General features: G+C 33.9%; 9 protein-coding genes and 1 pseudogene. 3 read left to right on the top strand and 7 right to left on the bottom strand.

Annotation, left to right across the window (positions count from 1 at the left end; all coding sequences use genetic code 11):
- Positions 1–12: 12 nt before the first annotated feature.
- Positions 13–1,035 carry an inositol 2-dehydrogenase gene (gene iolG, locus AC2CGR_RS07515; RefSeq protein WP_484480700.1) on the bottom strand — a complete coding sequence of 341 codons (1,023 nt, stop codon included), beginning with the start codon at positions 1,033–1,035 and terminating at the stop codon, positions 13–15.
- Positions 1,036–1,517: 482 nt separating this feature from the next.
- Here iolG and AC2CGR_RS07510 point away from each other — a divergent pair, with 482 nt between their 5' ends.
- Positions 1,518–2,798 carry an MFS transporter gene (locus AC2CGR_RS07510; protein ID WP_270185202.1) on the top strand — a complete coding sequence of 427 codons (1,281 nt, stop codon included), beginning with the start codon at positions 1,518–1,520 and terminating at the stop codon, positions 2,796–2,798.
- Positions 2,799–2,885: 87 nt separating this feature from the next.
- Here AC2CGR_RS07510 and AC2CGR_RS07505 read toward each other — a convergent pair whose 3' ends face one another.
- A complete protein-coding gene (locus tag AC2CGR_RS07505; protein WP_484480699.1) occupies positions 2,886–3,887 on the bottom strand; it encodes a LacI family DNA-binding transcriptional regulator in 1,002 nt (333 codons plus the stop codon).
- Between the two features lie 196 nt (positions 3,888–4,083).
- On the opposite strand from AC2CGR_RS07505, the pseudogene AC2CGR_RS07500 reads away from it, so the two are divergent.
- Positions 4,084–4,688, top strand: a pseudogene (locus AC2CGR_RS07500) (undecaprenyl-diphosphatase).
- Positions 4,689–4,695: 7 nt separating this feature from the next.
- On the opposite strand, the gene bla reads toward AC2CGR_RS07500, so the two are convergent.
- Both bla and AC2CGR_RS07490 read right to left on the bottom strand, forming a co-directional pair.
- A complete protein-coding gene (gene bla / locus AC2CGR_RS07495) occupies positions 4,696–5,622 on the bottom strand; it encodes a class A beta-lactamase Bla1 (RefSeq protein WP_416241370.1) in 927 nt (308 codons plus the stop codon).
- A gap of 230 nt (positions 5,623–5,852) precedes the next feature.
- The gene (locus tag AC2CGR_RS07490) at positions 5,853–7,985 is read right to left on the bottom strand and encodes a peptidoglycan D,D-transpeptidase FtsI family protein (protein WP_484480698.1); all 2,133 of its coding nucleotides are present in this window, start codon (positions 7,983–7,985) and stop codon (positions 5,853–5,855) included.
- Positions 7,986–8,350: 365 nt separating this feature from the next.
- Here AC2CGR_RS07490 and AC2CGR_RS07485 point away from each other — a divergent pair, with 365 nt between their 5' ends.
- Positions 8,351–10,117 carry a peptidoglycan D,D-transpeptidase FtsI family protein gene (locus AC2CGR_RS07485; RefSeq protein WP_074569402.1) on the top strand — a complete coding sequence of 589 codons (1,767 nt, stop codon included), beginning with the start codon at positions 8,351–8,353 and terminating at the stop codon, positions 10,115–10,117.
- 11 nt (positions 10,118–10,128) lie between these two features.
- Here AC2CGR_RS07485 and AC2CGR_RS07480 read toward each other — a convergent pair whose 3' ends face one another.
- The 3 genes from AC2CGR_RS07480 to AC2CGR_RS07470 all read right to left on the bottom strand — a co-directional run bounded on the left by AC2CGR_RS07480 (position 10,129) and on the right by AC2CGR_RS07470 (position 13,817).
- Positions 10,129–10,956 (bottom strand): SH3 domain-containing protein, encoded by an 828-nt coding sequence (locus AC2CGR_RS07480; protein WP_131102173.1) that lies wholly within the window; start codon positions 10,954–10,956, stop codon positions 10,129–10,131.
- Entirely contained in the window at positions 10,946–11,479 is a 534-nt protein-coding gene (locus AC2CGR_RS07475) for an RNA polymerase sigma factor (protein WP_000438317.1), read from the bottom strand. The genes AC2CGR_RS07480 and AC2CGR_RS07475 overlap by 11 nt, the downstream gene beginning before the upstream one ends.
- Before the next feature lie 370 nt (positions 11,480–11,849).
- On the bottom strand, positions 11,850–13,817 hold the full coding sequence (locus tag AC2CGR_RS07470; protein WP_087963888.1) for a penicillin-binding transpeptidase domain-containing protein: 1,968 nt from the start codon (positions 13,815–13,817) through the stop codon (positions 11,850–11,852).
- Positions 13,818–13,837: the final 20 nt, after the last annotated feature.

The following is a 13,837-nucleotide window of genomic DNA, read 5'->3' as shown; positions in this document are numbered from 1 at the left end:
GTGCTCTCTGTATTAATTTAATGCAGGCTGCTTATGTTCAATTTGAACAGGTTTTCCTGTTAGTAAGGATTCCTTCGCAGCTTTCGCAATTCGCTCCGCTTGTAACCCATCATTACCACTGCAAATAACAGCTTGGCCTTCTATAATTGACTTTGTAAATTGTGTTACTTCCTCAATGTAAGCTTGCGTGTAACGTTCTAAGAAGAAATAAAGCGGCTTATCTTTTACAACACCTTCTGTTTTTGACACTTGAACTGTTGTCGGACAGCAATTATCCGCAGCAACCGCGCCTTTTTCACCAAATACTTCCACACGCTGGTCATATCCATAAACAGCTTGGCGGCTATTATCAATTACCCCTAAGGCTCCATTCGCAAATTTTAGTGTGACAATTGCAGTATCAACATCATTTACTTCCTGAATGGATGGATCAATTAATGTTGTTCCATATGCAAATACTTCAACGACTTCACTATTCATCACATAACGAGCCATATCAAAATCATGAATCATCATATCCATAAACAATCCGCCTGAAGAGCGAACATATTCTATACTTGGCGGTTTTGGATCGCGTGACGTAATTTTTAAAATATGTGGCTGTCCCACTTCTCCTTGTTGAATAAGATCATAAACTTTCCTGAAGTTCGGATCAAAACGACGATTAAAACCTACTTGAAGTGATACCCCCTGTTCTTTCACCACTTCTAACGCATCTAATGTTTCTTCTACTGAGAAACTAACAGGCTTTTCACAGAAGATATGTTTTTTCGCAAGAGCCGCTTCTTTAATAATTTGCGCATGTGTATTTGTTGGTGAACAAATACAGACAGCATCAATTTCTGGATCAGTTAATAAGTCCTGATAGTTTGTAGTCAGAGTGGAAATCCCTTTATCTTGAGCCCACTTTTCTAGATGACTAATTACTACATCTGAAATCGCTTTAATTTTCACTTGTGGCATAAGTTGCAAATTATCAACATGTAGTTTCCCAATTCGTCCAGCACCAATAATCCCAATTGTTAAAACGTTCATATGATTTCTCCCTCTATATTAAAATTTAAGAACGAAATGAAAGTCTATAGGGTTTAGCGTATTAAATTAAGTTAAGCGCTTTCCCTATTTTCTTCATTATACACATTTGATTCTAAATTGAAAACATTTTTATTTTTTTGAATACTACTCTTTTCATCCGAATTTTACATTCCCTCAATATACGTATTACATAAAAAAAAATTAGAATAAACACTCTAAAAAGCTACAAATATATTCTTTTAAAATACTGATATAACAAAGAAAACCAAGCTCTTTAAATAGTAATTCCCCATCTATAAGGTATGCCATTCTTTTCATATTCACCATTACTTTATTCTCCAATAAGTAAATAGAATGTTTCTATAAAAGAAAGTTGTAAATTGTCAAAAAATTTAATTGACGACCTCATAATGTAAGCGTATACTTTTTTTATCAAAAAGAATTAAGCGCTTAACCAAAAATAACTTATCGGTGGTGGGAGAATGAACGCTATTAGTTCAAACAAAACATTTATGGACAAGATTGGTATCCCTTCTAATTTAACTTGGGGATACTTAGGAATTATCGTTTTTATGATTGGGGACGGGTTAGAACAGGGATGGTTATCCCCTTATCTCGTTGAAAAAGGACTAACGCTAGAACATGCTGCATTTTTGTTTACTATTTACGGTATTACTGTATCTGCTTCTTCTTGGTTTTCAGGGGTATTTGTACAAATGTGGGGACCAAGAAAAGTCATGACATTTGGTGTAGTATCATTTATTTTAGGATCAATTGGTTTCATCGGTATAGGAATTCAACATATGAATTATCCCGTAATATTAATTTGCTATGCCCTACGAGGGTTTGGTTATCCCTTATTTGCTTATTCTTTCCTAGTTTGGGTATCTTACAGTACTCCTCAACAAATGCTTTCAAGAGCAGTTGGCTGGTTCTGGTTCGTATTCCAGCTAGGACTTAGTGTGATAGGAGCCTTTTATTCTAGTTATATGGTTCCAAAAATCGGAGAAATCGCTACATTATGGAGTGCTTTAATTTTTGTTGTCGTCGGGGGATTGTTCTCAATTGTTGTAAATAAAGACAGATTTAAAGCACAAACCGTAAGCGCTAACAAATCAAGCGAATTACTAAAAGGCATTACCATCGCATTTGAAAATCCTAAAGTTGGTATAGGTGGTATTGTTAAAATTATTAACTCGGCGGCTCAGTTTGGGTTCGTTGTTTTCCTTCCTACCTATATGATGAAATATAATTTTACGATGACTGAATGGCTTCAAATTTGGGGTACTCTGTTCTTTGTAAATATGGTGTTTAATATTATTTTTGGTATTGTTGGAGACAAGTTTGGTTGGGTAAATACAATTAAATGGTTCGGAGGAGTCGGTTGCGGTATTGTAACTCTTGCACTCTATTATGTACCACAAATGGTAGGACATAATTATTGGGCAATATTATTTGTTGCCTGTTGCTATGGAGCAACACTTGCCGGTTATGTACCTCTTACAGCCTTAGTCCCATCTTTATCTCCTGAAAATAAAGGAGCTGCAATGTCTGTCTTAAATTTAGGTTCAGGATTATCAGCATTTGTTGGACCATTAGTAGTAACTGCCTTCATCGGGCCATTAGGTGTTGGCGGCGTGATGTGGATCTTTGCTGGTTTGTATTTCTTTGGTGCATTTTTAACTCATTTCCTTACTATTCCAAAGGAAAATGAGATGGAACAGGATTTAAATACGAAAAGCAGTGAGCAATTCTCTGTATAAATCCTAAATATAAAAGAAGGTCATCCTAACTATACTTAGTTACGATGACCTTCTTTTGTTACATTCAAATAGATTTGAAAAAAACTATCATGTAATACTCTTTACTGAGAATCGCTCTACTAACTGAGGAATAATTGTAATTTTTTGCTTAGCATGCTCCTTCATTTCCATCGTTTTTAAGAGTTGTTCAAACGTACAGGCTGCCATTTGTGTAATTGGCTGTTCAATCGTCGTTAACCCTGGATCTGCAATCTCAGCGTAGATTGTATTATCAAATCCGATAATCGATAAATCTTCAGGGATTGAAAGCCCTTGTTTTCTTGCTTCATTCATAAGGCATATAGCAATCAAATCTGTACAAGCAAAAACCGCTGTAGGTCTGTTAGGTAAATTAAGTAACTCTTTACTTGCACGTTTGCTATCTTCCACTGTCGAATAGCAACTAATAATAGCATCATCATCTAACGAAATCGCTGAATCCGTAAGAGCTTGTTTGAAACCATTCAATCTCCCTAAGCTACTTTTCCTATCCTTCTCCATCATAATTGTTAAAGATGTATGGCCTTTCTGCGTTAGATAACTTCCAGCTAGATAACCTCCCCTCATATCATCAGTTGTCACAACATGAGTCGTGATGGAAGGATGATCTACAGTGAATAAAACAAGTGGCAAATCTCGGTTCACGATTTTTTTTACAAGTTTATAATCGTTTAGTTCCGTTGCAATAATAATGCCATCTACTTGCTTTTTAAATAATAAATCAATGTATTCGTGCTCACGTTTTGTTTGATGGTCTGTACTACATAAAATGAGTGTATACCCTGATTCTCGTGCACTATTTTCAAATGCTCTTGCTACTTCTGCAAAAAAAGGGTTTGAGATATCTGGGACAAGTACCCCAATCGTATATGTTTTTTTACCTGTTAACGCTGCCGCTACACTACTTGGCTGGTAATCTAGTTCATCCATTACCTGATTTACTTTGTTTATTGTTTTTTCACTAATACGTCCAGTTTGATTAATTACCTTGGATACAGTCGCTATTGATACACCTGCTTTTTCCGCAACATCATAAATTGTTGGTTTCACTTTAATTATCCCTTCTTAATCATCTTTTTCTATATTTTATCATAAAAATATTTTACTTCTTGGTACACAAAAGGAATTCTTTTAAAATTTGTAAGTATTTCTATCTTTTAGCGTAGTACTTCATATTTACAAATTAATTAGCCTTGATGAAACACCAGTAGAAAAATATTTAACTGATTATTTAGAGAGCATCTGCATCAATTATAAGATGTTTAGGGCTATCAATCGTCTAGCTGGTCGTAACTCAACATTTTGGATACATTTATGATATTTATTTCACAAAAGACTCGATTCCTGTACATTTTCTTATTAACCTTAATGTGGTTTAGAAACAATTCCTACAAAAAATTTATTTTATTTGCAGGGGTATCAGTAGGATTCGCATTATTTATAAACCGCTTTACCCAGCTCTTTTATTTTAAACCTCGTCCATTTGTTATACATCGTGTGCGTTTACTTATCCCATCACAGAATAATTCCTCATTTCCTAGTAAACATAAAGTCTTAGCATTTGCCTTAGCGACCTCCGTCTTACTTCGTGAACGTCTATTTGCCTCAATCATGCGGTTCTTAGTTTTTTCACGTATCTGGCTAGACCATCATTATCCATTTGATATCATAGGAAGTGCCTTCATAGGAATCTTAACCAATATAGCTATTGGTAATACTACATATAATATATTTAATTCTTTTGTTACCTGGATTATAAATGTATTAGAAATACAAAAAAGCGATTCTTTTCACATTAAAAAGAATCGCTTTCCAAGTTCATATTTTCAATTACATTACATAAAGAATTGAGAGATTATCACTTAAAAGCATTAACGACAACTTCAGCCGCCTCTGCAATGAGTTGATTATCATAGGTAGCCTCTTTCTCATCTTTACTAGATAAAATTGCGATGATAATGGGTGATCTATTTGGTGGCCAAACGATAGCAACATCATTTCTTGTCCCGTAACTTCCAGCTCCTGATTTATCTGCAACTACCCAGTCAGTTGGCACGCCTGCACGAATAAGTTTGTCTCCTGTAGCATTCCCTTTCATCCAATCTGTAAGAATGTTACGCTTTTGATGCGGAAGCGCATTTCCGACCGTAAGATCTTTAAGATTCGTAGCAACTGCTTTTGCTGTACTAGTATCACGAATGTCTCCTGGAATAGCTTCGTTTAACTCTGTTTCAAAGCGATCAGACATAGTAACCCGATCCCCCATCTTTCTAAGCGCTTTTTCATATCCTTTCGGTCCGCCTATTTTATGAAATAAAATGTTCCCTGCAGTATTATCACTGTAACGAACAGCAGCCTCCGCAATTTCTCCTAGTGTCATTCCAGTATCTACATGTTTCTCTGTAACTGGTGAATAATCCACTAAGTCCTCTTTCGTAAATTTGATAACTTCATTTAATGTATCAATTGAGTTTTGCTGTAGTAATACTCCTGCCGCTAAAGCCTTGTAAGTTGATGCGAAGGCAAATCTTTCGTTAGGTCGATAAGAGATTGTTTGATTGGTACCAGTATCAATCGCATATACACCTAATCGAGCATCAAATTTTTGCTCAAGTTTAGAGAACTCTTTATGCGTCGCCTGATTTTTATGTTTCACTTGTCCAGTCTTTTCTTTCGCTTCAACTTGCAATGTCCCTCCTTTAAAAACTTCTAAGCTTGTAAGACTTATACCTAATATACCAACGCATATTCCTATTTTTAGCATCCTCTTATTTTTCAAAATCATCATTCCTTTCAAGTTCTTAACACTTTTTTTACTTACATATAATAGACAATCACCGAAATAAATTTGTTCCACAATCTAAAAAAATTTTATAACTAATATCGGTGTTATTAACAAAATAAAGAGTAGCAACTATGATCGACGCTACCCCTTATTTCACACCTCATCTTTTTACTTATAAATGCTTTATATAAAATAGGGTCTCTTCCCCTGAGAAAAGTAATCAAATTTTACTAATTTTGATTAGGACTATCTGTACTAGCACCCTCACCATGTATACGTTGCTGTTTTAAATCAAAATATGCATCTAAAACTTCCTTTCCAATTATAGAATTAATTCCACTTTTATCATTATGAAGCCACGGAACTACTACTGAGAATGCTATTTCTGGATTATCATATGGAGCATATCCAACTAACGTTAAGTTGTAACATTCCATACGTTCTCCTTTTGCATTTCTACCAATTGGATCATCTCCACCATACACAGTTTGGGCTGTCCCTGTCTTTCCTGCTGGTTTATATGGAGCATTTTTGAAATGCTTTACGCCAGTTCCATCCCCTTCTTGGAATACCCATCTAAACCCTTCTTTTATTCGATCAATATATTCTGTCTTCATATCAATCCGATTTAATACGACAGGCTCTATAGAACGAATAACTTTACCAACCTCTTCTTTAATTGATTGTTCTCGTATTTCTTGTACAATTTGAGGTTGCATTCTATAACCACCATTCGCAATCGTTGAAATATATTGAGCTAATTGCAATGGCGTATACGTATCATACTGACCGATAGAAAAATCTAGTAAAAAACCAGGTTGACTATCTACTTTTCTCGTTTGTCCAATTATTTCATTCGGTAAATCAATACCTGTTGGGACACCTAAACCAAATTGCTTGAAATAATAGCGCATCGTATCAAATGCTCCTTGTTTAATGTCCAATGAGCCATTTGGTACGTAATTAACTCCCGCAATTTTTAAAGCTGTCTGGAACATGTATACATTCGAAGATACTTGCAAAGCACGTAAATCATTAATATTACCAAATCCGGATACATTCCATGATTTTTTGGCTTGTGTACCTTTAAATTTCATCGGTGCATCATAAAATTGATCTCCTGGATGTATTGCTCCTGTCTCATATCCCGTTAATAAAGTAGCACCTTTTACAGCAGAACCTAGCTCATACGAAGTTGTCATGTTACCTAATGCCAAATCCTCAATCTCTAGTACTCCTTCTTTTTCTACAATCTTTTTGCCTGCCATAGATAAAACCTGTCCGTTATTTGGATTCGTCATGACGACAAAAGCTCGATCGAGCAGCGGCTCAGAACTCTTAAAAGCTCTCAAATTTTTCTCTATACTTTCTTCCACTTTCTTTTGTAATTCCATATCAATCGTTAATGTTATACTGTTACCACTTTTTCCTTTAGAGATTATTTCGGTGTTTATAATGTTTCCTGCTTTATCAGTAACATTTTTCACTTCTTCTTTTGTACCATGTAATACATCTTCATATCGCTGTTCAATATAACTTTTTCCGACACGATCATTCCGGTTATATCCACGTACTAAGTAAGAATCTAAATTTTCTTTTGGCAAACCTTCTTCGCTACTCGTAATATTTCCTAATACAGAACGAAATAAATTTCCGTTTACATAATTACGTTCCCAATCAACCGTCGCATCTACTCCTGGAAATTTCGCAAGGTTTTCACTTATCCGCGCATACTCTTCATCTGTTACATCCTTTTTAATAATTTGTGGTGTTAGTTGATAACCCGAACTCATTTTACTTTTAATAGCTAACACCTTTAAATCTTGTGCTGTTAATTCTGCCAATTCTACTTCTGTAACGCGACCTCGTCTTAAGTCTTCTATTTTTTTATCTAACTCTTTTCCCTCTATACCCTTTTCTTTAAACGTTTCTATATCTTTCTTAGTAATCTTTGTCTCCGCACGTTTCGAATTCAACTGCATCCAAAAATCTTTTTTATCGATATCGGTTAATTTATTTATGTCTTGTTCGGGCATTTCAAGTACTTCCGCCAAGTCTTTTGCTGTTTTTAAAATAGCTTCACTCGTAATCCCCTTTACCCTTGTATACGTAATTGTGCGAAGAGGTTTATTATTAACGACTGTTTTCCCTTCTCGATCTAAAATTTGTCCACGTGGAACTGGAATACTAGTTATTGCATTTTGACTACTTTCCACTTGGTTCCTATAAGCCTCTCCCTCCACAATTTGTACTTTCCCTAGCTGCATAATAATAGCTGAGAATAGTAAAAATATGCAAAGGAACATAATATTTAACCGAATAGATATATATGTCTTCTGTTTCTTTCCTTTTTGTTCTTTCATAAATCCTCCATATAATTCTTCCGGAACTCCTCACTAATACTTAAACGTTCCCTATATATTTGAAACCATTATTCGGTTATAAATAGTGTCTTATCTTTTTTTCTAAATCTTTGTAAGTATTAATTCCTTTTTGTATAGCCGCGTAATTGATAAATCTCCCTTCCTTTTTTCTCACTTGTTTTTTGTCGCTTGCAATGTGACTCATATTATATTTTACACATAGGCTTGCTAGTAACTTTTCATATTGATTATTCCTTTCTTCATGCTTTAATACTTAATAGACAACCTAAATAATAAAGTTGTTCCACATTTACAAAAAAAATAATTAACTATAAGATGAAATAGGCTACAAAAGGGAGGGTTTTATGTTACATATAAAAATAAAAAAATGGAGATTTTTTGCGGTTCTTTCTATTCTAGGTTTGATTTTACTAATTTTATTTAAAATCAACTTCATTTCAGTTACTATCGCAACTTCTTCAGCCGAAAGAGGAAAAATCTTTGATCAAAATGGTGTAATACTAGCTACAAATAAGAAAGTTAAGTCTCTATATTGCACTTCTAATGCTGAAAAGCTATCGAAACAAGATACATCAAACACATTAGCTTTTTTCAATCAATTTTCAAGCGAGTTTCAATATAATATTTCTACAGAGAGCATAAAATCTCAATTACAACAATCTTGTAAAAAGCAAACTATGAATGATGTACCGTTATACTCTGACATAACTGAGAATGAACTTGCATTCATAAACAAAAACAAACCCAATAATGTAATAATCAAAGATGAAGTGATACGATATTATCCTAAACATGAAATTGGTTCACAAGTAATTGGGTATGTAGAAAATAATCTTAATTCAAAGCATATGCCGGTTGGAAAAAGTGGGATTGAGTTGCAATATGAAAATGATTTAAAAGGCAAACCGGGTAAAACTCTTATTTTTAAAATGAATAATAAAAAGTTCTTTTGGAGCATTCGAAAAGTACAAAACGGAAAAGATGTCCGGCTAGCTTTAGATTTTAAGTTGCAACAAAAAACGGAAGAGGCATTAAAATCTCAAATTAAGAAAACACCTGATGCTAAAGGTGGTTATGCTGTAGTGAGCGATGCAAAAACTGGCGCGATTTTAACTATGGCCAACTCAGCAGTTTTTGATCCAAATATATTACATACACATGTAACAACTAAAATAGATAACATAAAATCACTTTCGCAAAATAAAGCAATTCAAAAATTAAAATATGGTGAATCTTATGTAAATATGGCTTCTACTATAAAGCCACTTACTATTTTAATTGGATTAAACGAAAAGCTTTTTCAACCTGAAGATACGTATTTAGATAACGGTACTTTTGAGTATGATAATCAAAATAACATTACAAATGCACCCGGAACGCCAACAGGTGAGATTACACCGAGGCAGGCTATCATTAATTCATCTAACACATTTATGACAGCAAAAGTAGCTCTACCATTATTTAACCAAAATAATGGCAATGTAGAAAAAGTGGCACATATATGGACAGATTATTTAATGCAATTCGGCCTACGTTCTAAAACCGGAATTGATTTACCCTTTGAAGAAGACGGTCAGTATGAATTCCATCCTTCTAATAAGTTTGAAAATGGAATCTCCGCTTTATTAAATGCCTCGTGGGGCGGAAATGAAGTGCATACTCCTCTTCAACTCGCTCAATATGCAGCAACTTTGGCAAGTAAAGGTGATAAATATAAACCTCAAATGGCAAGTGCTATTATTGGTCAAGATGGTAAGGAAACAAAAAAGTTTAAACCAATTTTAGAAAGTTCAAATCGTTACCCGATGAACTTTTGGAGTGTCGTGCAAGGTGGAATGAGTCAAAATATAGAGGAGATTAAAAAGTTGCCCTTTGACGTCGCTGGTAAAACAGGTATTACAGGTTTTCCAAATGAGCAAGCAAGAATGATAAATCATTCTCTATTCATTGCATATGCTCCTACCGAAGATCCACAGATTGCCGTTTCTGTCGTTATTCCTGGTAGTAATTCAGAAAAAAACATTGCTGCTCTCGTTACATCAGAAATTTTAGAGTCCTGGAATACTCTTCAAAAAGAGAATAAAAACAAAAAGGAAGGTTCATTAAAGTGAACCTTCCTTTTTTACCAAATAGAATCTATATTTATTATTTTCCATTCACCTTCATTATTCTTTTCAAACATAAATGAGTATTTAATGTCAGTTAAAACGTACTCTTTTTGTACATATCCAGTATTACCGTTAATTGTCGATATTTTTATATATTCATCATTCTGCACTTTTTCTGGAATCCAAGCTTTTACCATTTCATTAGATACTTCATATAAAACTTGAGATTCTCGCTTTGGTTCAGCTAAAATTTTCGTTTTATTTCCAGTAACAGTTGCATATATAAAGTGTGCTTGCTTTGGTTGGTTACTTTCTGTCAATCCACTTGGTACTCTGTATACTTGTTTTGTATCATTTGCAAATTCTCCTCCCATTGTAAGAGCGACTTGCAACTCATGAAAAATATCTTCATCAAACTTCAATCCATCCTTCTTATAACTCTTCCCTTTAAAAAGAACTTCATCATTTAACGCTTTGTACAGCTCATTTTCATTTTTTGAGTTCGTACTTTGATATAGTTCATTCATAAATTGTTTTAGTGATGGATCTTGAGCAGACTCATCTTTTGTTTTAGGCTTAATTTGTGTACTACTTTGTACTGGTGATTTATTATCATCAAGCCAAGGTTGTTGAACAATAAAAAATAAAAATGTACAAGCTAAAACCACTACAATTGGCAATGCTTTTTTACGAAACAGTCTTGTATGTTTTGGAGAACCTCCCTCATTACTTTGATATATAGATTGCTTTATTTTATAAACGTATTCTTCTTCATCTTTACGGTGTTCCATTGGTCCGTTCTTTAATTTACTATACCAGTCAGGATTTTTTTTACTTTTCATCACTACTACCCTCCCCTATTAATTTTGAAACCTTACTTCTTGCTCTACTTAATCTAGATTTTACAGTTCCAATGGATACTCCTAACGTTTCAGCCATTTCTTCATAAGATAATTCATATTTTGCATCCAATATGATTATTTCACGGTGCTTTTTAGGTAGCTTTAATACAACTTTCCACACATCATTCATTTCTTCTTGCTTAAAAAATTCTTGTTCTGCCGACTGGGATTGCTTATCGTCACTAAAAAAACCTATTAAAGATATTCTTTTAAAATAAGATGATTTCAAATAGTTTATTGCCGTATTTCTTGTGATTTTTAATATCCACGTTTTAATAGATGACTCCTTTCGAAATGAATTCCAATTTTTAAATACCTTTATAAATACATCTTGCGTAATATCATCTGATAAGTGTGGATCTTTCGTAATAATAAATGAATAATTCCATACATCTTGCCAATAGTCTTTTATAACATCGTCCAGCTCATCATGATTACACTTTTCAATAAACGTCTGTTCCATTTCCACACCTCAAACTTATTTGAATAAACGTAAAACTACCCTCACTTTTATTATGGTTTCAATATATAGACAAGATACAAGTTTCATTTGTTCCATTGATTATTTTTTCAATAGTAGAAATCTTAAATAATCACCAATATATTCTCTTAAATGACAAGTTCCATAATATCACATTTAAAACGATAAAATTTGATTTAAACAATGCATATAATGAGGTATTAACTCCCTAGAACTACAACAAAATAGAAAAAGCATTCTCAATTAGGAAGAATGCTTTTTCGAAACTTAATTCTTCATTTTTTTCTCAATTTATACATTTGAGTTAAGCAAACAATGAATGTAGTAAAAGAATTTACTTTATAATTAAGTATTATTTCTGAAAAACATGTTTTACTTTTTCACCTGGAACGTTACTTCCTCCTCTTCCTTTTACATCTTCAATCATCATGGTAACAATCATGTCTGGCGCATTTACATCGAAAGCTGCGAACCATCCAAGTTCTTTTCCGTCTGCTTCTTTCGACTCTTTCAGTTCTGCTGTACCGGTTTTACCAGCAAGCGTTACACCATCAACTTTTGCAATTCTCCCTGCGCCATCAGGTTCATTAATGACTTTGATTAATGCACTCTTTAATATCTCTTGATTCTTTTTAGAAACCACATTTTCTTTCCAATTCCCCGCTACTTTTGCTTCTTTTAAAAGATGGGGTGACGGAATATTCCCTTCATTCACAATCGGTGCATATGTTAATGCTAAATGAAGTGGTGTCATTAATACTTGTCCTTGTCCGTATCCCGTGTCTGCTAGTTGAATATCATTTTTTATCCCATCCCTTGCAATAATTGAAATAGGAAATTCATATTCAATTGGTAACTTTTCATGAAAACCATATTTCTTCAGTTCATTTACATACTGAGTTTTTCCTATTTTCAAAGCTTGTTGAGCAAAATAAATATTATCAGAGTACTTCATTGCCTTGTCAAAATCAATTGGATTTGTATCCTTCACACGTGTTACATAATAATTTCCCCAAGATGAATCTTTTGTCCACTTTAACCCTTGAATTTTAAATTCTTCCTTAGGATTTATTGCGTTTGTTTCCAAACCAATTGCACCTGTAATCGTTTTAAATACGGAACCTGGTACAAATGCTTGTGTGAAGCGATTCATCATTGGTAGTTTCGCGTCGTTAGTCCACGCTTCTCTTTGGGCTTTTGAGGTTCCTCTAACTATTATATTTGGATTATAAGCAGGGCTACTTACAAGTGCGATTGTTTCACCCGTTTTAGGATTGATTGCTGCACTAGATCCTGCTTCATTTCTCATCTCATTAAAGATTTTTTCTTGAATTGCAGCATCAATTGTTAACGTAACATTTTCCCCTGTCTTCGCTTCTTTTTTTGCTACGTTTTTCATCTCTTTCCCATTCTCATCTTCTATAAATACGCGTCCACCCTTTTCACCACGTAATTTTTTCTCCAGTACTTTTTCTAGACCTGTCTTACCTATGAAATCATCAGCTTGATAACCTCTTTTTTGAAGAGATTTTAACTCCTCTGCATTCACCTTTCCTATATATCCTGTTAAGTGTGCCGCTGCTTCTCCTAATGGATACGTCCGAATATTGACTGGGCGAGATGAAACTCCTTCTAATTCAATATAATCATTCTGTCTAGTCCCTTCTTTTAAAATGCCTATTGGTACAAAGGAATCTGGTTTTATCCATTTCGCTGTAAGCTTCTGATTGACCTCTTCTATAGACATATCCAGTAACTGTGCTACTATTTCTTTTGTTTGCGCCGCCGTTTCGCCTAGTTTCTCTGGAATAATTCCAACCTCAGTCGCTTTACCATTCGTTGCTAGACCTTTCCCATTTCGATCGTATATTTCCCCGCGTTTTCCTTGTTCTGTTTGCATGCGTACTTTATAATCTTTTTTCATACCTGGAAAAATGAAATCTGGTGTCCAATCTATTTTCCAAGATTCCTTTTCTTTCACGAGTTTTGCTTCATGGATAAATGAAGCTGGTCCTCCATCCGTATCCATCTTAACTTCAAAAAGAAAAAGTTCTTTATTTTTCATATTCTCTCCTTTAGTTTTAACTTTTAAATTCTTAACGCCAATACCTTCATAAATTTTTTGGTATTTCTCTGTGAATTCCTTTTTAGAAATTGTTTTTTTAGCATGTTCTGATAAATCATCATACATATTTGCAAATTTTCTATCATTCCATAAATTTATATATTCTTCAAATGCTTGTTTTGGCGATTCGTTTTTATTACATCCTACCAACATCACTGCAAAACAAATGAAAAGCAGCATCCATAATTTTTTCAATTCAATCTTCTCCCTTAGTT

This window comes from Bacillus sp. LSHTCR4, from assembly GCF_057197025.1.
The sequence above is the reverse complement of the archived record's forward strand: the minus strand, read 5'-3'. Positions and strand labels throughout refer to the sequence as shown.

Coding starts and splice junctions, on each gene's coding strand:
- iolG (WP_484480700.1), bottom strand. CDS start 1,035: ATGAACGTTTTAACAATTGGGATTATTGGTGCTGGACGAATTGGGAAA.
- AC2CGR_RS07510 (WP_270185202.1), top strand. CDS start 1,518: ATGAACGCTATTAGTTCAAACAAAACATTTATGGACAAGATTGGTATC.
- bla (WP_416241370.1), bottom strand. CDS start 5,622: ATGATTTTGAAAAATAAGAGGATGCTAAAAATAGGAATATGCGTTGGT.
- AC2CGR_RS07490 (WP_484480698.1), bottom strand. CDS start 7,985: ATGAAAGAACAAAAAGGAAAGAAACAGAAGACATATATATCTATTCGG.
- AC2CGR_RS07485 (WP_074569402.1), top strand. CDS start 8,351: ATGTTACATATAAAAATAAAAAAATGGAGATTTTTTGCGGTTCTTTCT.
- AC2CGR_RS07480 (WP_131102173.1), bottom strand. CDS start 10,956: ATGAAAAGTAAAAAAAATCCTGACTGGTATAGTAAATTAAAGAACGGA.
- AC2CGR_RS07475 (WP_000438317.1), bottom strand. CDS start 11,479: ATGGAACAGACGTTTATTGAAAAGTGTAATCATGATGAGCTGGACGAT.